Source organism: Candidatus Kryptobacter tengchongensis (genome assembly GCF_001458555.1).
Lineage (GTDB): Bacteria > Bacteroidota > Ignavibacteria > Kryptoniales > Kryptoniaceae > Kryptonium > Kryptonium tengchongense.
In genome coordinates this window covers 1-19,337 of record NZ_CZVH01000028.1, presented here as the reverse complement: position 1 = coordinate 19,337, position 19,337 = coordinate 1, and the positions used below count along the sequence as shown (strand labels likewise).

Genomic DNA, 19,337 nt, shown 5'->3' with positions numbered 1-19,337 from the left:
GAAAGGCTGAAAGAAGACCATGAAAAAGCAAAATTTTTTGCAGAAGAAATAGCAAAATTGAAAGTTTTTGACATAGACCTTGAAACTGTTCAAACGAACATTGTAATAATTGGGGTTGAGAAAACAGGAAAAACACCAGATGAAATTTTGAAAATTTTGAAAGATAACGGGGTGCTTTTAAGCTCGGGAAGTTATATGAAAATTCGTGCGGTAACTCACCTTGATGTTTCAATGGAGGATGTGAAACAAGCAGTTGAAATTTTTTACAAATTGTTTGGCTGAACCTATTTTATCAGTACAATCTTTCTCATCAATTTAAGATTCTTTTCATCTTTTGAGGTTACTTCAACTTTTAGAATATAAACGCCGGAGGCAATTGCCCCCGGCGAAAATAAAAATTTATGTGAACCCTGAGTGAGTTTTTCATCCACTAAATTGTGAATTTTTTGCCCAAGTAAGTTATAAATTTCAATTTTAAGAAAAGAATCAATTGGAAGAAAGACGCTTATATTTGTAGTTGAATTAAACGGATTGGGATAAACATTTATCTCAAAATCCTTTGGGAAAATCTCGCTTTTTTGGTCTTTTATTGAAGTCACAACTGGCGTCAAGCGACGATTTAAAATTAACATCACTGCGTCGCCAGTCATAAATCCGGGGGTTACAAGGTTTTCATTTGTTATCCTTAAAATTTTTTGTCTACCTTTTTTAAGATAGAAATCGCCAATTTTATACCATCCATCGTAAATGAACTGATTGTTTTGATCAACTGTAAATCTCCTTTGCACGCCCGAAGAATCATAAACATAATAAACTGCGTTTTTAGATGTTGAACGAACTACGAAAGCATAAATTTCATAATAACCATCCTCTGGAACATTTGCATAATATTCAATCCATTGTGGAGTTGTTGATTGGGTCGCAAGATAATCGCTTCCCCAATGAACATAAGCTGATTGCTTTACCCATCCGCCAGAGTAAGAAACAAATGCAGTGTCATCATTATCAATTATAACTGCTGGAATTCTCCAGTTTTCAGGTCTGTCAGGGACGAGAGCTTTTGTATTTAGAAGTGTTTTCAATGAGTCAAGATCATCAGAAAGCGAGCCATAATACCAAATGACAAAACCTTTTAAATTCTGCTGTCTTACATATTTAATCATTTTTAAAAATTCAGATGTTGTTGGGTTTTGGCTGTCAATTCCAAAGAGAATTTTACTTTTATTATTTACTCTTCCAAAGATGTTCACACATTCGGCGATAAATTCGTTTGCCGTTCTTCTATAGTTCATTGGTTCAACATAATCAAGCCAGCCGTTGTTGATCCATGTCACCCAGTCTTGAAGTTTTTCTGATTTTGCCCAATCTGGACTGACCCCGACTGCATTTGTAAGTCTCATATCTGGTCTATAAAACTTCACAGAATCATAAACCATTTTTGCGAATTGATTCAACTTTTGAATTCGCCAATTTTTCCATTCAGGATTATTATAATCATAAGGTGGTGAAGCTCCGTTGTGTTCTTGTTTGTAAATTTCAATTGTTACACTATCATAACCACAATTTGGGTCTGGGTAGCGGATTCTGTCAAGTTCAAAACCATCAATATCGTATTTTTTCACCATTTCAAGGATAAGTTGAATTAAAAAGTTTTGGACCTGGGGATTTACATGAGCCATCCAGTAAAAGTTTGAACTGATTTGATCTTCTGATGAGCCAGCATCTGTGCCATCATTTTTCTTCGCAAGCCAATCGGGATGCACATCAAAGATTTTCCCTTTTCCGCTATTTCCTGGTAGATAGCCACCCCATCCGCCTATGAAGCCATATTCAAACCAAGCATAAACTTCAAGTCCAGCCCTGTGAGCTTCAGCAATCATCTCCTGAAGTAAATCTCTTTCACCAAGTTGTGGGTCTGTGTAAAGCCCGGTTTCTTTATAAAATGTTTCGCTCTTAAATAAGGGATAACCCCTTGCCCAAACAAGGACATAAACGGCGTTGAAATTATTTCTTGCAATGCTATCCATATCCAGAGCAATTTCCGGCTTTGTCTTATATGCGTTCCCACTTCTTGGGATATACCACACACCTCTATGTTCATAAACTTGAGCAAGAAGATTGATGGAGAAAATTAAAATTAAAAGCAAGGTTCTCTTCATTTTATCATTGATTTTTTATTTTAAAAGTTTGTAGAGATTTGTTCCGAAAATTCGTTGAATTTTCCTTGTTTCCCAGTTTTTCTTTCGCAGATTTGAAATTAAAAATTTGGCTTCATCTGGCGTCAAATTTACAAATACTTTTTCAAGTTTGATAGAGTCTGCAATAGATATGAATTTGCTTTGGTCAGTGAAGAAGTAAAAACTCATCAGGTCATCGCTAATTGAGTCAGGGTTAAAAATAATGTGAGTTTTTACAATTTTTAAATTCTCTTTTTTCTTAAGAATTGGAATTATATCAAGGTAGAAATCATTTACGATGTTGATAATGTTTTGAATGCTATCAGCGGGGGTTAGTTCATCAAAAGTGAGGAATTTCAAACCTGATTTTGAAAGAATCGGTAGTAATTGAGGCAGATTTTTAAAGGCGTCCGCTCTGACCGAGAAAATTATATTCAAAACATCAGGTGATGTTATGAAATCGGATTTACTTGAAACGACATTGAAATATCTATATTCCCTTGTGGCAAGCGAATCAACAAAATAAATAACCCTGATGATATCATCAAGATTTTTTGAGTTTATTTCAAGGATGATTGCTTCAACCCCATCGTTTTTAACTTTTTCCCGAAGGTTGTAAAGCCATTCTTTTGTGGTTGAATCAGCCCGTATTTGAATATAGAGGGATGTTTGAGCATTTGAGTAGATATAATCAATGAATCTGTTTTGTTTTTTAGACTATGCGGGTAATTTGCGAGCCCGAGGATTACATCGTAGGCTACATTTCCAACTTCACCAAGAACAAATGGTTGGATTTTATCACTTGTGTCGTCTGTTCTGTGATATTCTGGATGTTGTCCAGCAGAGATAAAAAAGAACGCAGGTATACCACGCTCTTGAAATGGATAATGATCAGAGTTTGCGCCCGCACGAAACTTGCCAAGATTTTTTAGTTTATTTTCTGGAAAAAATCCTTTAATTATGCTCCACATTTCTGGGAAATTTTCAGTTCCGGCGATATTTATATTTCCGTTTCCGCGTCCCACCATGTCAAAGTTGAACATTGCAACGATGTTTTCTTCTGGGACTGGGAGATGTGAGGCGAAGTATTTTGAACCAAGCAATCCCTGTTCCTCTGCTGAAAATAAAACAAAAATTATTGAGCGTTTTGGTTTTTCATTATTTGCCATCATGCTTCTTGCAAGTTCCATCACAAGGCAGGTTCCAGAGGCATTATCGTCAGCCCCGGGGTAAATAAAACCTTCCGCATCTATTCCATTGTGATCCATATGGGCTCCGACAACTATGTATTCATTTTTTAAAATTTCGTCATTGCCGGGGATTAGCCCGACGACATTTCTCGTTTGACCATTCAGTTTTTCCACCTTGGTTTCAACTTCAAAAATTTTATCAATCTCAAATGATTTTTCTTTGAAATTGACTTCGCTTTTCAATGCATCAAAGCTTATACCAGTATTGTAGAAGATATCATCAACAATCTTTCTCCCAATCCATAATGCTGGGAGTTCAGGTGTATAATATTCCTCTGGTATAGCGCCACCCCTTACTGGTTTATCTCCTTGAACATAGAAAACCGCCGATGCTCCTTTTTCAAATGCTTTTTTAATTTTGTATCCTCTTGAACCTTCAATTTCAAATTTACCTTCTTCATCTTCTGGAGTTCCAGCAAGCAGAAGGGCTATTTTGCCTTTGACATCAACACTTGCGTAATCATCCCGTCCCTTTTCTGGTGCGGAAATGCCATATCCAACGAAGACAACTTTTGCTTTAACCTTTCCACTTCCACTGTTTGTTAAAATTGTAAAATCATCGCCAAGTGAATATCTTGTTTTCCCCTTTCTCCCATTTAAGAGTGTTAGTTTTGTTACTTTGTCTTGAGTTGAAAGAATTTTAAAGTTTTGAAAATATGTTCCATCATCTCCAAATGGTTTAAGTCCGAATTCTTTAAATTTTTCTGCTATCCATTCACTCGCCCTTTCACCACCTATTGTTCCAGATTTACGCCCTTGAAATTCTTTAGAGGTCAAAATTTTGTTAAAGTTCCACGCTGAAATTGAATCAAATTTTGTTTGTCCGTTGGAGAAATTTAGAGCGAGGATCGGGATTAAAATAAATCTTACGATTTCTTTCATTTTTCGTTATTTGTTTTTTTTCAAAAAATAACAAAAAAATTTGACAGGTCAAGATGAATTTTGTGGAAATTTTTTTATATTTGAAAAAACTATCAAATGAGAGAGGAATTGATTTTTGCTAAAAACATAATACCATCGGTAGATCAAATCATAAATGAAACGTGGAGTAATTTGAATCTAAGCAAGGAATATGTGAAGAGAAATTTTGGTGAGGTCTTGATGAGATTTGATGAGGAAGCAACAAATGTTTTTAAAAAGTATGAGAGGGAAGCGATCAGAGAATTAGCTCTATCATGGATGGAAAGCCGAAAGGATGAAATCAAAAAAGAACTATATGAGATAATTGAAAAAGAAGATTTCGTAGAAAGATTAAGTCAAAAGTTTGTTGAATTTGCGGTTTTAGTTCAAGACTTTGAGAAGATTCTTGGAAACATGCGAAAAGCAAGGGGCGGAAAAACTTTTGAAAAGGTTCTTGTTAAACTCCTAAATTATATAGGAATTAAATGTGAAACACCTGCGGGAAAATTTAAAGAAAAACTAAAGAGAGTTGATATAGTTATACCTTCTTCGGCTGTAGCATTGAAAACCCCAGATAAAGCAATTTTTTTAACTTGTAAAAGAACACTGCGTGAAAGATGGAAACAAGAAGTTCCACAGGCACGTCTGAACCAAAGAATTTACCTTATTACAATAGATGAAAACATATCTGAAAGTAAAGCGAAAGAGATAAATCAAAAAGGCTTGATAGCTTTCATCCCAGACAAAATAAAAATGGAAAAATTCAAAGGTATGCCTTGGATAAGAAAGTTATCAGATCTACCAAAGGAGGTTAAGATATGGTAGAACTTCAGAAAGAAGAAAGTCAAGAACTAAGAATCAGAGATGAAACTTTTGATTTCAAAGATATACCCGCTGGTTCATTGGTTTATGGAATACACCCCTACCCTGCTATGTTTCATTTTATGGTTGTGAGGAGATTACTTTTAGAGTTTTCAAAAGAAGGAGACATAGTGCTTGATCCATTTATGGGCTCTGGCGTTTGTGCAGTTGAATGTTTGGTGAATGGAAGAAATTTCGTTGGCTATGATATTAATCCCCTTGCCCTTCTAATTGCTAAAGTCAGGACAACACCGATTGAACAAAAAGAGATTCTAAACAATCTGGTGGAAATTTTAGATAAATCTAAACATAGAGAATCCGTAGAAATACCGGATTTTCCTAACATTGAGTATTGGTTCTCGGAAAAGTCAATTATTGGATTGTCTAAACTTAAAAGAACAATTTTTGAGTTAAAAGATAAAAGATTGAAAGATTTTTTCAAAGTTGCTTTTTCCGAAACTGTCAGAAGAGTTTCAAAGACCGATCATAACGAGTTCAAACTTTTGAGAAAAAAAGATAAAAAGGAAAGAGATGTTTTTTCTGTTTTCAAGGAGATATCTTTAAGGAATTCCGGATTGTTGTTCAGTTTTTATGAAAAATTTAAGCCAAAGGATGTCAAATTGAGTTTCGAGTGTAGAAACATACTTGAAGGGATACCATTGGAGGACGGAAGCGTAGATTTGGTTATAACTTCGCCACCTTATGGTGATTCTAAAACTACGGTTGCTTATGGACAATTTTCTCGTTTATCCTTAAACTGGTTGGGCATCCAAGAAGATGTTGATAAAAGATCGCTCGGGTCAAATAAAAGGGATTTATCTTATCTTCCATCTAAAATTCTTTATGAACTTGCTGATAAGATTTCTAAAGCTGATGATAAAAGAGCAAAAGAGATTTTGTTTTTCTATAACGATTTATTTTCTTCAATAGAGATAATTGCCCGGAAGGTTAAAAGAGGTGGTTTTGTCTGCTTTGTAGTCGGAAACAGGAGAGTCAAAGGAGTTGAACTTGAAACAGATAGGATATCTGTTGATTTCTTTTCGCATTTCGGTTTCAAGCACATAAAAACGATTATACGAAAGATATCAAATAAGAGAATGCCCTTGCAGAATTCACCGTCAAATGTAAAGGGAGGGAAAGATTTAACCATGCGTTATGAGTATATAGTTATTTTGAGAAAAATAATCTGAGGGTTAAAAATGGAAACACTTTTTACATATTTTCTTGGTCCAAAGGGAGAAAACACCGAACTTTTTAAGAGACTTATTAACATCGCAATTGAATGGAATAAAAAATGGCGAGAAAATTTCTTTGACGATGAAACAATTTACCCTGATAAATTTTTTAATTCTGACATCTTCAAGGTTGAATCTGAAAAACTTGAAAAAATTTTTGATGAATTTTTAAAGCGCCTTGAGAAGAACCTGCCATATTTCCATCCGAGATATTCGGCGCAAATGCTAAAAGATCCCTCTATCCCAGCTTTGATCGGCTATTTCGCAGTTATGTTGACAAATCCAAATAACCACGCTTACGAAGGAGGACCTGTTACAACTGAAATGGAGATGGAAGTAGTTGATGATCTTTTGAAACTTGTCGGATTTAAAGAAGGGTGGGGGCATCTGACAAGTGGTGGTTCACTTGCAAATCTTGAAGCCCTGTGGGCTGTTAGAGATTTCAGGAAAAGTGGAATTGCTGTTTTCTCAAAAGGTTCTCATTACTCATGGAAAAGAATTTGCTCAATTTTAAAAGTTGATTTCATTGAAGTTGATGTTGATGAAAATTATAGAATTGAATTAAATCAGCTTGAAGATGTTTTAAAGAAAAACGATGTGATGTTTGTGATGGCAAACTTCGGGACAACCGGAGCTGGAGCAGTTGATCCCATAAGTGAAATTTTAAAATTAAAAGAAAAATATGGCTTTCATCTCCACATTGATGCAGCTTACGGTGGATACATGAGAAGTTTGATAATTGATGAAACAGGGGAAATAATGACTTTCTCAGAAGTTGAAGCTCCATTGAAGAAGTTCGTTTACGATAATTTGCTTGCTATCTCTGAAGCTGATTCATTGACGATTGATCCACATAAACATGGGCTTGTGATGTATGGGGCTGGTGGAGTTCTTTATAAGGATGAAAATTTAAGACAAGTTATACTTAACACTTCACCATACACATATCATAAAAAAGATAAGCCAAACATCGGGATGTTTCAACTTGAGGGGTCAAGACCCGGGGCATCTGCTGGAGCTGTATGGCTTACGCATAGAGTGATACCGCTTAACAAAAATGGATTTGGAAAAATTCTTGAGCAAACCTTAAAAAGCGCAAATTATCTTTATGAAAGGGTAAAAAATCTTAAAGGTTTTTCACCATTAACTCAACCAGATCTTGATATTTTTTGTTTTTATAGACATAATGATGAGCTTAAACTGAGCAAGATAAACGAGAACACCCTCAAAATTTACAACCGTCTTTCTGTTGAGAATCCAAGTGCAAAATTTATACTCTCAAAATTCATTGTTGACAAATCAACCGCTTTGAGAATAAACCCAAAATTTGAAGTTGACGATGAATATCTTGTCACGCTTCGCTCTGTGTTTATAAAACATTGGAACGCGATGAGCAAGAAGGTAAATTATATTGATATGCTTGTTGATGAGCTATTACAAGATTAGTTCATTTTTCGGGATTTAAATTCGTTTTGAAGAATTTATCTATCAAATCCCATGCGTTTTTCGTTGAGATTTCATCGTAATTGTTTTTGTTGTTTGGGTTCATGAAAGCGTGAGAAACATTGGGATAGATTTTGATTTCAATTTTTTTCCCAAGTTTTTTCATTTTTTCCTCAAAATTTTTCACTGCATCTGGTGGTATCCCTCGGTCTTTTTCTGCGAAGATTCCAAGGATCGGTGCTTGTATTTTCTCAAGTTGTTTTTCGTCTTCAACAAGTCGCCCATAGCAGATAACTCCAGCGGAAAAATCTGGAATTTCAATTAAACTTCTCAATGCAAATCCTCCACCCATGCACCATCCTATTATACCAATTTTATCGGGACGGGCATTATCTATTGATTTAAGATATGAAACAGCTGATTTTATATCTCTTACTACAACATCTGGTGAGAGGGACTGCATATATGATCTGGCTTCATCTGGAGTTTTTGCAAGTTTTCCACGATAAAGATCAACAGAAAGGGCAATGTATCCTTTACTTGCAAATCTTATGGCATTTTCTTTTTCCCAATCTGTCAAGCCCCACCATTCGTGAATTAACACAATCGCTGGGAATTTCCCTTCAGCTTTTGGAACAGCAAGAAATGCTGAAATTTCTTCATCGCCACTTTTGAATTTTACCATCTGTATTCCAACATTTAACTTCTTTTCCTGGGTGAAGGCAAGGATTGTAAAAATGATAGATAGAATCATCGCTATTACGAGAAGGAGAAAAATTTTATCAAACATCGTTTGCCCTCGCTATTATTTTTGGTATAGTGGGAGTTTAATTGTTATCGTTGTTCCTTTTCCGAGTTCGCTTTCAACGAAAATTTCCCCTTTATGGTCAGTTACAATTTTTTTTGTTATCGCCATTCCAAGCCCTGTGCCATGTTTTTTCCCGTATGTGACAAATGGTTCAAAAAGCCTTTTCTTCACTTCTTCAGGGATTCCTTTTCCCGTATCTGTGAACTGCATGTAAAAGAAATCATCCTCGCGCCATGTCTTTATGATGAATTTTCCGCCTTCGGGCATTGCATCTCTTGAATTATTGGCTATGTTAAAGATGACCCGCGTCATTTTATCAACATCAATTTCAACCTCGTCGTCAAAGTCAATTGCTTTCTCAATTTCAATTTTGTTCCTCTCAAAATCCCTTGAAAGGAAAGCAATCACTCCATCAAGAAAATCTCCAAGTTTTATCTTTGAAAAGTTTAAACTTGATACCCCGCGTGAAAAATCAAGTATCTCTTGCGCCATATTCACAAGGCGATCAATTTGTCTTATCACCTCATCAACGAGTTGAATTGCTTCGCTTTCACCAACTTTTTTTCTTAAAACCTGTGCGTAGGCTTTTATTGTCGTCATTGGATTTTTTATATCATGGATGATTGAACTTGCCATTTTCCCAATTGCCGCAAGTCGCTCGTTATTTACAAGTTCCTGAGCCATCTTTGCATTTTGGATTGCGATTGAGGCGTGAATTGAGAGAGCACTTAACATTTCCTCATCTTTTTTTGTAAAAGTGCCCTCTTTTTTGTTTATCAATTGGAAAACACCAACAATTTTACCGTTCTTATCTTTTATTGGCTGGCACAACATCGTTTTTGTTCTATAACCTGTTTTTATATCTATCTCGGGATTGAATCTCGGATCTTTATAAGCATCTTCAAGGTTGATTGTCTCACCAGTTTGAGCAACATAGCCTGCAATGCCTTTTCCTATCGGTAGACGAATCTCACTAATTTCATCCCCTTCAAGAACTTTTGACCAAATCTCGCCAGTTAATTCATCAATTAGATAAACTGTTCCTCTGTCGGCATTCGTAATTTCAATGGCGATCTCAAGGATTATTTTTAAAAGTTCATCAAGGTTTATGGTTGAATTAACTCGTTTCGTTATATCAATTAAATAGTTCAGTTTGTTTATCTGTTCCGTTACCTCTTTTTCGTATTCAAGAAAATCTCTCAAAATTTTATCATTTGATGTCCTCAATCTCTCGCTTAATGTCTTTGCGATATTAATTATAAGTTGGGGTTGAAGATGGATGAGCTTGTCAAAGTAATTTGCAGGTATAGATATGACTTCACAGTCGGTTAAGGCTACAACACTTGCCGAGCGTGGGCGAAGATCTATAAGGGACATTTCACCAAAGAAATCACTCTCGCTAAGCTCCATCAAAATTTTACCTTTTGAATCGGCAAGCTTTACTACTTTTACCCTTCCTCTCATAATCAAGCAAACTTTATCGCCGTATTCACCCTCGCGAAGTATTATATCGCCAGGTTTGAAATTTTCAATGATGGAATTTTGAGCAACTTCGTTTATCAGTTCTTCCCCGATTCCTGTGAATAATTTGTTTTTCTTTAATGATTCAAAGAGGTGTTGCATTATGACCTCCCGTATAAATTGGCAAATAGATTGAAGCGTTTTTTATCACTGCAATTGAGCACTTAAGTTTTTTTAAAGTGTCAACATCGTCAAGTGATTTCAATCCCATCAATTCAATTAATCCTCTATCTAACTTGGACTTCACACTTATATTAGCAATTTTTAACTTATTTTGCAACGAAAGGGCGGTGTGACCGTTCATTGAGTAATTTTGGAGAAGTTGTCTTTTCATTTCCTCTGGATTTTTGAATTTAAACCAGTCAAGGAAGGTTTTTGAACCAATCCCATCTCTACATTCAATGAAACAAAACAATGTTCCTCCTTCCTTTAAGATATAATGTGAGTGATGGATTGTTTTATGTGATTGGATGAAGTTTACATCTTTTGGGAATCCCCCAGCACTTGATATGACCGCGTCAAACTTCCCCTTTACAGGTATAGTGAAAAATTTCTTAACAAATTCAGCTCCAGCTTTGTGAGATGAGATTACATCGCCTGAAAAAGCGGAAATAATTTTATCGTTTTCATCAAGGACAACTCCAATATGAAACGCTTTGAGGTTGCAAATCTTAAAAGACTCAACTATATCCTCGTAAATTGGGTTTCCATCAAGTTTAAGGTTTGTTGCATCAGGATTTATGTCGCCATCTGGGGTTAATGTAAGTTTGTGATTTTGAATTGCGGTTTTATATGATGAGACGCCTGGTATAAGCATTTTGGCTCCGCCACCAAATCCAGCGAAATAGTGATGGGTTATCGCTCCGATGATCAGAATTTTATCAGAGGAAGAAACAAGTTTGTTTAGTAAAATTTCGGTGCCTCTGCTTGTTTTCCCATAGTATATGAAGTTATCGCCGTGTGCATCGTTTTCAAAAATTTCAAAGTTATTATAAATTTCATCCCCAAGTATCTCTCTTTTTTCTGCTTCAGATTGTTTTGAATGTGTGCCGTTTGCAAACAGGATTTTTATTTTTTCATTTTTAATTCTCTCCAAAACAAATTTAAGGACAAAATCAACTCGTGCTTTTCTTGTTTTATTCGGGACGATGATCAAAATTTTATCTCCAGGTTGAGTGAAGTTTTCAAGTTTTGGCGAATCAATAGGGTTATCAAGGGCATCATTTAAAATTTCTGCTTCATCCCGTTTTGCGGGGATATACTGTGGTGTTAAGATAGTGGCATGATCAGGAAGTTCAATTTCTAATTCAGTTTTACCATATTTAATTGAAATTTTTTTCATTTCGCTTTCATTTTCTATTCATAAGGGTTGCGGCGAAAGCTGCACCAAAACCATTATCAACATTGACCACAACAATTCCAGGGGCACATGAGTTGAGCATTGTCAAAAGAGGTGCAAGTCCATTGAAGTTTGCGCCATACCCGACTGATGTTGGGACGGCGATCACAGGGACATCAACAAGCCCGCCAATGACACTTGGCAAAGCTCCTTCCATACCAGCAATGACAATTATAACACTTGCGTCCTTTAACTTATCAAGATTTGAAAACAAACGGTGAAGACCCGCAACACCCACATCATATAAAAGTTCAACTTCATTTCCAAGTATTTCCGCTGTAACCCTTGCTTCCTCTGCGACAGGGAGATCCGCAGTTCCAGCAGTTATGATTAAAATTTTCCCCTTTTTATCATCTTTCTTTATCTCACCACGAACAACAGTTATAGTTCTCGCAAGTTCGTTATATTTTGCATCTTTAGCAATCTTTTTAACAGCTTTGAAGTGTTCCGTGTTTGCTCTTGTTGCGAGAAGAAAATCAGATCTTTCAAGTATTCTCTTTGCTATTCCCTTAACCTGTTCAGGTGTTTTCCACTGGCAGAGTATGACCTCAGGGAAGTTATGTTTAAACATCCTGTGATGGTCAACCCTTGCAAATTTAATATCTTCAAATGGGAACCATTTTAATTCATTTATGAACTCATCTACATCAATCTTTCCATTTTTATAGTCATTCAAAAGTTTTTCTATTTTTTCACGCATTTGCGTTGTCCTTTAAAATTTAAATTTTGCTGATATCATAAAGTTTCCATTTTTGCTTTCAATCCCAATAAATGAAGCACTTTCACCAAATATGTCTCCAGAACCCTTATCCGATGTGAAAAAGAGGACATCAATTATGTTCGCCACCCAAATCCCAGCGGTTATCCCCAGAAATAAATTTCTTCTTTTATAGTCCCTATCAATGTCAGATTTAACTTGAAGCATTTCCTGCCATATTTGTTCTGCTTTTTCCCAGTTCATTGTGCTTTGATATTGAATTTCAAGATTTTCAAGTCGCTCATTCCCACCGACGAGATTATTTTGTGAAACTATCGTTACAACGAGTGAGCTGAAGGCAGTTAATGTGAAAACCGCCCCTTTGAGCTTGTGTCCAAGGTAAAATTGCCCGGCGCCCGGGATAAATGTTGAATAGGTCAATGCAGTGAGCTTTCGCTTTGAGATAAAAGAATCTTTTGATTGCGCAAGGAGAAGTGATTGTGCGAAGATGACAAGAAGCAGGATTCGTTTAAGCATAGATTTTGATCATTTTTTGTTTTCGGCTGAATAAATTTAAAAATTTGGGACGAGAATTAAAACGAACTTTTAGTCGTATTTGGGACCGGGAGAAGATTCTTGATAAAGTTGAGATATTTTTTTAAATTTGAAGAGTAAAATTTACACAAGGTTTGAAATTGAGGAGTTTTTTTAAAAAAATAAACGATGCAATTGGTTTAACAAAATCTGAGAGCGTTGTTTTTTGGTTTTTAATTTTTGCTTTTGCTTTTGGAATCGTCATAAAAATTACACATGGCAGTGTTTCCGGAGGTAAATCTGGGAAATTTGACTATTCTGTTTTTGATAAAGAGTTTGAAAAAAGATCAACGGAGATTGAAAAAGTCGTATCCCCAACGGTTCAGGCTTCCGATGAAAAATCATCAAATTTAAACTCTGGTTTTGTGCCATTTAAGGTAAATATAAACACAGCTGCGAAAGAGGACCTGATGAAAATTCCCGGGATCGGTGAAAAGACAGCTGAGCAGATAATTAAACATAGAGAAATTTATGGGAAGTTTAAAAGAATTGAGGATATAATGAATGTCAAAGGGATAGGGCAGAAGAAGTTTGAGAAGATAAAAAGTTATTTAACAACAAACTAAAAACAAAGGGAGAAAATAAATGCCACAGGTAAAAGCAAAAGGTTCAATCATACTTGAGATTTTGATAATTGTTCTGATCGGCGTTTTAGTTTATACGATTTACGACCCTGCGATGAAGATCAGAGCGGAAGAAGAATTGAGGAAAGTATGCAGGTTCAGAATGAAAAACATACGACAGGCGGAACTTAGATACTTTGATGAATATGGGAAGTATACTGGGAATATTGATTCACTCATTACATTTATAAAGGTTAAAAATTTGCCTGATTCGCTTTTCTTTTCAACAGCAACAGAAAAATTCAATCCTGATTCACTTCGTCGTTGTCCAAAATTAAATCAACCTTACATAATTGGTGCAGATTCGCTTGGTAAATATTACTGGGTTGAGTGTCCGTATGGTCATGGAATGATCGGCTCAAAGGAAAAACCGGAGGATGTGAATAAAGTATCTTGGGAATAAATGATATTCATAACTGTAAAATTGGGAAAGGAGCGGGTTGATGTAGTTGAAACCGAGGAACTTTCAAAAAAGCTGGTTTTAAAAAAAACTTTAAGTCATCAATTTAATCTTAGCTCGTTTTCTTCTGAAGAAGCTGGTAAAATAGCACACATTATTTCTTCATCCATAAACATAAGCGAAAAATTTACAAAGCTTTCATTTTGCCTTGACACCGAATTTGTATTTTTAAATATCATCCCTATTGATGCAAATTTATCAGAGCAAGATTTAAATGAGCATTTGCTTTGGGAGATTTCACAGTATTTCCCAGATGAATCTGCGCAAAATTTTGCGTTGAGAGGTTATAAGTTTGGTAGCGGAAAAGTGCAAAAAATGCTTATCGTAGCTGTAAGAAAGGAAATAATTTCCTTTTTAAGGGCAATAGCTGATAAACTTAATTTGAAGATCCAGATAATTGATATTGACCACTTTTCTGCTGAAAATTGCTTAAGGGAAAGGATAAGTTCTGTGCGTTCAAGGTATTTTTACAAGGATTTTATCCTTGCTGGATTAAAAAAGGGCAGGATTGACGTTAGCGTTTTTAGGAATTACGAGTTTCAGAGGTATTTTTATTATTTAGTCAACAATGAATCGGATTTGAGATATTTTGTGATAAAGCTGGTAAATGACAATGTCTCTGCTGGGTTTGAGAAATTTGTTTTTTATGGTGAAGTAGTTGATAAAGATATGATTGATTTTATAAGTGAGATGCTCGGAAGCAGATTTGTAGTTTTGAATCCGTTTGATTCGCCGTTATTTCTTGATTTGAAAGTCAAGCCTGAGGTTGCGTCAATTTTTGCACCAAATATAGGGCTTGCCTTCAGGATGTTATGGTCAGAATAATTACCGGGAAATATAAGGGGCGTTCGTTGAAAATTTTAAAAGGAGATGATATAAGACCAACTTCAGACAGGGTGAAGGAAACGCTTTTTAACATTCTTTCAAGCAGGATTAATTTTGAAAATCTTGTTGTCCTTGATTTGTTCGCTGGAACGGGTGCGCTTGGATTTGAAGCATTGAGCAGAGGTGCTGAAAGAGTTGTCTTTGTTGATAATTATCGGAGAGCTTTGGATGTGATAAAAGAAAACGCGCAGATATTGGGTTGTTCTGATAAAATTTTAACGGTGAATAATGACGCTTTAATTTTTGTTGAATATTCAACTGAAAAATTTGACCTCATTTTCGCTGACCCGCCATATGTGTATTCGTATCTTGATGAACTTGTTCATAAAATTTGGGAGAGAAAGCTTTTAAGTGAGATCGGTTATTTTTCGCTTGAGCATGATTCAAGGATTGTTTTCACCCCTGAGACAACTCCATTTGAAATTGATACGAGGAGGGAATTTGGGAAAACAGCACTCACAATTTTTAAATATAAGGAGTGAAACATTATGAAAAGAATTGCAATTTACCCTGGAACATTTGACCCGATAACTAATGGACATATTGATGTGATAGAGCGGGCATCCAGATTATTTGATAAGGTTATCGTAACGGTTGCCAAAAATGTTGCAAAAACTCCTCTCTTTAGCGTTGAAGAAAGAATTAAAATGATCAAAGAAGTTGTTAAAAAATTTGACAATGTTGAAGTGGATAGTTTTGACGGTCTTCTGGTAGATTACGCAAAAATGAAAAACGCTGTTGCGATAATCAGGGGGCTACGTGCGGTTTCGGATTTTGAATATGAATTTCAAATGGCTTTGATGAACAGAAAAATTTGTGATATAACTACTGTTTTTCTCGTTCCCCACGAAAAATACACTTACCTAAACTCAACGATAGTTCGTGAGATAGCTTCTTTTGGTGGCGATGTCAGCAATTTTGTTCCAAAAATAGTTGAAAAAATGTTAAAGGAAAAATTCAAGCAGAAACGAAACTTGAGAAGGAGAACATGATGCCAAGACTTTCTGAAAAAATACTTAACCTGCCTGAGTCTGAAACCCTTCGCATTTCTGCGATTGCAAAAAATATGAAGGCACAAGGGATTGATGTCGTTTCTTTAAGTGCGGGGGAACCTGATTTCCCAACCCCCGAGCATATAAAAGAAGCGGCAATTCAAGCAATAAAGGAAAATTTTACAAAATACACCCAAAATCAAGGAATACCTGAATTAATAAATGCAATCATTGAAAAATTTCGTCGCGATAACAACATTGATTATAAACCAAGTGAAATACTTGTATCAAATGGGGCAAAACATTCAATTTTCAACGCTTTGCAGGCGATATGTAACCCCGGCGATGAGGTGATAATTCCAGCTCCGTATTGGGTGAGTTATCCCGCAATGGTTGCGGTAGTTGATGCTAAGCCAGTTATTTTAAAAACTGACTTGAGAACAAATTTTAAAATAACACCTGAGCAACTTAGGGAGGTAATAACTAAAAAAACCAAAGCTTTGATCTTCAACTCACCCTCAAACCCAACGGGAGCGGTTTATACCGAGGATGAGATAAAAAAAATTGCTGAGGTTGTGTATGAGAAAAATATCTTTGTGATTTCTGATGAGATCTATGAGAAAATACTTTATGAGGGTAAACATTTCAGCATGGCTTCAATCAAAGAGTTAAAAGACCTCGTTATAACTGTCAATGGTGTCTCAAAGGCATATGCTATGACGGGATGGAGAATTGGCTATCTTGGGGCTAACGAGGAAATAGTTAAACTTGCGAATAAGGTTCAGGGTCAAATGACCTCAAATGCGAGTTCAATTTCTCAAAAAGCAGCACTTGCTGCACTAACAGGCACACAAGAACCGGTGAAAAGGATGGTTAATGAGTTCAAAATAAGGCGAGATTTTATCTGTTCAGAACTTAAGCAAATTCCAGGGATTGAGATCTTGGTTCCTTCTGGGGCATTTTATGTGTTTCCGAAAGTTTCTGCTTACTATGGTAAAAATTATAATGGCATGGTTATAAAAAATTCAAATGATTTTTGTGAGTTTCTTTTAAAAGAAGAAAAACTCGCTATAATCCCAGGAGATGCGTTTGGTATGGATGAATGCGTAAGGATTTCATTCGCTGCCTCAATGGAGGATTTGATGAAGGGAATTGAGAGATTCAAACGAGCAATTGAAAAGTTGGGAGATTGAAAATTTGAAATTTGTTTTTTAATTTTATTTTGTGTTCTTCGTTGTTAAAGAAAACAAATCAAAAACAAAAGGAGGTGAAGGGAAAAGGCTATGCCAACCTATGAGTACAAATGTGATAACTGTGGTTATATCTTTGAGGAATTTCAGAGCATAAATGATGAACCGGTCAAAATTTGCCCCAAATGTGGAGGCAGCGTAAGGAAGGTAATAAGTGGTGGAATTGGATTAATTTTTAAAGGTTCAGGTTTCTACATAACCGATTATAAACGTGGAAATTCATCAAAAAACAGGTCAAACTCCGAAACAAAGTCAGAAACAAAATCTGATAAATCCGAGCAGTAAATAAAGATGATCTTCAGGGGCGGGTTTCTATCCCGCCCATAATTTTATAAGGTCATCAAAACTCCAAGTGCAATTGAATTTAATTTCGCTTCCATTTTATCCGATCTTGAGGGGATCAAAATCGGAGCTTTTGCACCAATGATGACATGACCAATTTTGTAATGTGCGAAGTAAGTTAAACTTTTTCCAAGTATATTCCCGCTTTCTATATTTGGAACTATCAAAATATCAGCTTTTCCCGCAACCTCTGATTTTATTCCCTTTTCAAATGCTGATTCTTCTGAAATTGCAAGGTCAAGTGCAAGTGGACCATCTATAACACAACCGGTTATTTTGCCTTCGGTGTTAAGTTGTTTTATTTTGACAGCGTCTGTCGTTGATTTTAGATCTTCAATTATAAGTTCAGTCGCAGATAGAAGGGCAACTTTTGGGTTTTCAATTCCGAGTTTGTTTGCGACTTCAACAGCATTTTTTATTATCTCTATTTTTTGTTCAAGTGTTGGGTTTAGGACCACGCCTCCATCCGACATTAAAACAAATTTTGATTCGCTATTTTTCTCTGGATATTCAAAAACAAAAACATCGCTCAACAATTTTCCTGTTCTCAGTCCTGCCTCTTTACTTAAAATGCCTTTCATCAAGGTTGTTGTATCCACCTTGCCCTTTAAAATTATCTGCGCTTCCCCATTTCTCACAAATGAAGTTCCGATGGCAACTGCTTTTGTAGGGTCTTTCTCATCAATAATTTCAAAACTTGTTGGGTCCTCACCGAATTGGTCAATGAAATCTGCTATTTTTTTTGAATCCCCTATTAAGATTGAATTGGCGATTTTCTGTTTTTTTGCTTCAATCGCAGCCAGAAGTGCTGTTTCTTGATGTGCGGATACAACTGCTATTGTTCTTGATGTTCCTTTTACTTTTTCAATAAGTTCACTAAAATTTTTTATCATCTTTTGTTCAAAATTTTGTTTGCAATTTTTTCTGCGCTCATAACGCAATCCCCAACCGAAATTCCACCACGATAATTTGCACATAGGTAAATTCCGGAATTTTCATTCTCAAATTCATCTATCATAGCCATTATTTTCAAGTGTCCAACATTATACTGTGGTATTGCTTTTTCCCATTTTGAGATCCACACAAATTCAGGCTCACCGTTGATTTTCATTATGTCTTTAAGTTCATCGCTTACAATTTTTATTAATTCATCGTCGCTTTTAAGGGCAAGTTCAGGTTGCCTTGCGCCACCAACAAATGTGGTAAATTCAACATATCCCTCGGGAGCTCTTTGCGGGAATATGGTTGAATTCCACAAAGTGCCAAGAATTTTTCTTTTTTCTTTTTTCTGGTATGAGGAACCCGAAGCCATCTGGTTCAATCCCGAGTTGTTCTTTTTTATAACCGAAAACAATTTCAGCAACAGGTGGATAATAAATCTGTTTGAGCGCATCTTCAAGTTTATCAGATAGTCCTTTGATAAGTTCCCCAGCGATATAAGCTGGCGTTGAGATTACAACGACCTCTGAACGAATATTTTCAATTTTTCCATCTTTTTCAAATTCAACAATATATCCAGATGCATCTTTTTTAATTGATTTAGCCCTTGCCCCTGTTATAACTAAATCACCAAGATAATTTGCAATTCCAATTGGCAAAGTTCCCATGCCGTTGATAAATGAGAACATTTTTGCTGTAACCTTTGATTTTTCAGCTCTCTTTTTTCTTTCTTTAGCGCCTTTTATTGTTCCTATGATTAAACCACCATATTTTTCTTCAAGTGCATAAAGTCGTGGGAAGGCAGAGCGAACACCGAGTTTATCAGGGTCACCAGCATATACGCCTGCGACGAAGGGATTAATTGTATAATCAAGAAATTCTTCCCCCAATCGTCTTCTGACAAATTGTGCAACGGTTTCTTCCCAGAATGGGTCATTTGTTGTGTTTTTAGCACGACCGT

The 19,337-nt window shown here is 35.8% G+C and carries 19 protein-coding genes and 2 pseudogenes; 11 read left to right on the top strand and 10 right to left on the bottom strand.

Annotation, left to right across the window (positions count from 1 at the left end):
- Positions 1-282 (top strand): annotated as a pseudogene (locus tag AT685_RS08360) (low specificity L-threonine aldolase); the annotation flags it as partial.
- Positions 283-284: 2 nt separating this feature from the next.
- Here the strand turns inward: AT685_RS08360 and AT685_RS02595 are convergent.
- The 3 genes from AT685_RS02595 to AT685_RS02585 form a co-directional block, all read right to left on the bottom strand.
- Positions 285-2,159: a family 10 glycosylhydrolase gene (locus AT685_RS02595; RefSeq protein WP_072151431.1), complete on the bottom strand. Its 1,875-nt coding sequence runs from the start codon at positions 2,157-2,159 to the stop codon at positions 285-287.
- 15 nt (positions 2,160-2,174) lie between these two features.
- Positions 2,175-2,615, bottom strand: coding sequence for a hypothetical protein (locus tag AT685_RS02590; protein ID WP_072151430.1), 441 nt, complete (start codon positions 2,613-2,615; stop codon positions 2,175-2,177).
- Between the two features lie 122 nt (positions 2,616-2,737).
- Positions 2,738-4,309: a M20/M25/M40 family metallo-hydrolase gene (locus AT685_RS02585; RefSeq protein WP_072151429.1), complete on the bottom strand. Its 1,572-nt coding sequence runs from the start codon at positions 4,307-4,309 to the stop codon at positions 2,738-2,740.
- 96 nt (positions 4,310-4,405) lie between these two features.
- Here AT685_RS02585 and AT685_RS02580 point away from each other — a divergent pair, with 96 nt between their 5' ends.
- From AT685_RS02580 to AT685_RS02570, 3 genes are read left to right on the top strand one after another with little or no spacing between them, the layout of a single operon-like run.
- Complete coding sequence (locus AT685_RS02580; RefSeq protein ID WP_072151428.1) at positions 4,406-5,152, top strand: type II restriction endonuclease; 747 nt, start codon at positions 4,406-4,408, stop codon at positions 5,150-5,152.
- A complete protein-coding gene (locus AT685_RS02575; protein ID WP_072151427.1) occupies positions 5,146-6,378 on the top strand; it encodes a DNA methyltransferase in 1,233 nt (410 codons plus the stop codon). The genes AT685_RS02580 and AT685_RS02575 overlap by 7 nt, the downstream gene beginning before the upstream one ends.
- 9 nt (positions 6,379-6,387) lie before the next feature.
- Positions 6,388-7,869, top strand: a complete 1,482-nt coding sequence (locus AT685_RS02570) for a pyridoxal phosphate-dependent decarboxylase family protein (protein ID WP_072151426.1) — start codon at positions 6,388-6,390, stop codon at positions 7,867-7,869.
- A gap of 1 nt (position 7,870) precedes the next feature.
- On the opposite strand, the gene AT685_RS02565 is transcribed toward AT685_RS02570, so the two are convergent.
- Genes AT685_RS02565 through AT685_RS02545 form a run of 5 tightly spaced genes read right to left on the bottom strand, consistent with a single transcriptional unit; the run spans position 7,871 to position 12,828 of the window.
- Positions 7,871-8,656 carry a dienelactone hydrolase family protein gene (locus tag AT685_RS02565; RefSeq protein ID WP_072151425.1) on the bottom strand — a complete coding sequence of 262 codons (786 nt, stop codon included), beginning with the start codon at positions 8,654-8,656 and terminating at the stop codon, positions 7,871-7,873.
- Positions 8,657-8,671: 15 nt separating this feature from the next.
- Positions 8,672-10,297: an ATP-binding protein gene (locus tag AT685_RS02560; protein WP_072151424.1), complete on the bottom strand. Its 1,626-nt coding sequence runs from the start codon at positions 10,295-10,297 to the stop codon at positions 8,672-8,674.
- Positions 10,281-11,537: a nickel-dependent lactate racemase family protein gene (locus tag AT685_RS02555; protein WP_072151423.1), complete on the bottom strand. Its 1,257-nt coding sequence runs from the start codon at positions 11,535-11,537 to the stop codon at positions 10,281-10,283. The genes AT685_RS02560 and AT685_RS02555 overlap by 17 nt, the downstream gene beginning before the upstream one ends.
- Positions 11,538-11,544: 7 nt before the next feature.
- Positions 11,545-12,294, bottom strand: coding sequence for a nickel pincer cofactor biosynthesis protein LarB (gene larB / locus AT685_RS02550; protein WP_072151422.1), 750 nt, complete (start codon positions 12,292-12,294; stop codon positions 11,545-11,547).
- Between the two features lie 12 nt (positions 12,295-12,306).
- On the bottom strand, positions 12,307-12,828 hold the full coding sequence (locus AT685_RS02545; protein ID WP_072151421.1) for a DUF5683 domain-containing protein: 522 nt from the start codon (positions 12,826-12,828) through the stop codon (positions 12,307-12,309).
- A gap of 158 nt (positions 12,829-12,986) precedes the next feature.
- Here AT685_RS02545 and AT685_RS08535 point away from each other — a divergent pair, with 158 nt between their 5' ends.
- The 7 genes from AT685_RS08535 to AT685_RS02510 all read left to right on the top strand — a co-directional run bounded on the left by AT685_RS08535 (position 12,987) and on the right by AT685_RS02510 (position 17,380).
- Positions 12,987-13,451 carry a ComEA family DNA-binding protein gene (locus AT685_RS08535; protein ID WP_072212869.1) on the top strand — a complete coding sequence of 155 codons (465 nt, stop codon included), beginning with the start codon at positions 12,987-12,989 and terminating at the stop codon, positions 13,449-13,451.
- 19 nt (positions 13,452-13,470) lie between these two features.
- Complete coding sequence (locus AT685_RS02535) at positions 13,471-13,911, top strand: hypothetical protein (RefSeq protein WP_072151419.1); 441 nt, start codon at positions 13,471-13,473, stop codon at positions 13,909-13,911.
- A gap of 21 nt (positions 13,912-13,932) precedes the next feature.
- Positions 13,933-14,793, top strand: a complete 861-nt coding sequence (gene pilM, locus AT685_RS02530) for a pilus assembly protein PilM (RefSeq protein WP_159420461.1) — start codon at positions 13,933-13,935, stop codon at positions 14,791-14,793.
- Positions 14,781-15,335, top strand: a complete 555-nt coding sequence (gene rsmD, locus AT685_RS02525; protein WP_072151417.1) for a 16S rRNA (guanine(966)-N(2))-methyltransferase RsmD — start codon at positions 14,781-14,783, stop codon at positions 15,333-15,335. The genes pilM and rsmD overlap by 13 nt, the downstream gene beginning before the upstream one ends.
- Before the next feature lie 6 nt (positions 15,336-15,341).
- Positions 15,342-15,845, top strand: a complete 504-nt coding sequence (gene coaD / locus AT685_RS02520; protein WP_072151416.1) for a pantetheine-phosphate adenylyltransferase — start codon at positions 15,342-15,344, stop codon at positions 15,843-15,845.
- A complete protein-coding gene (locus AT685_RS02515; RefSeq protein ID WP_234696219.1) occupies positions 15,842-17,038 on the top strand; it encodes a pyridoxal phosphate-dependent aminotransferase in 1,197 nt (398 codons plus the stop codon). Before coaD ends, AT685_RS02515 begins: the two co-directional genes overlap by 4 nt.
- A gap of 90 nt (positions 17,039-17,128) precedes the next feature.
- Positions 17,129-17,380 (top strand): FmdB family zinc ribbon protein, encoded by a 252-nt coding sequence (locus AT685_RS02510; RefSeq protein ID WP_072151414.1) that lies wholly within the window; start codon positions 17,129-17,131, stop codon positions 17,378-17,380.
- A 44-nt stretch (positions 17,381-17,424) separates the two neighbouring features.
- Here AT685_RS02510 and AT685_RS02505 read toward each other — a convergent pair whose 3' ends face one another.
- Together AT685_RS02505 and hemG are read right to left on the bottom strand one after the other, a co-directional pair.
- Positions 17,425-18,330, bottom strand: a complete 906-nt coding sequence (locus AT685_RS02505) for a bifunctional enoyl-CoA hydratase/phosphate acetyltransferase (RefSeq protein WP_072151413.1) — start codon at positions 18,328-18,330, stop codon at positions 17,425-17,427.
- A pseudogene (gene hemG / locus AT685_RS02495) lies at positions 18,327-19,266 on the bottom strand (protoporphyrinogen oxidase). Before hemG ends, AT685_RS02505 begins: the two are co-directional and overlap by 4 nt.
- Between the last annotated feature and the right edge of the window lie 71 nt (positions 19,267-19,337).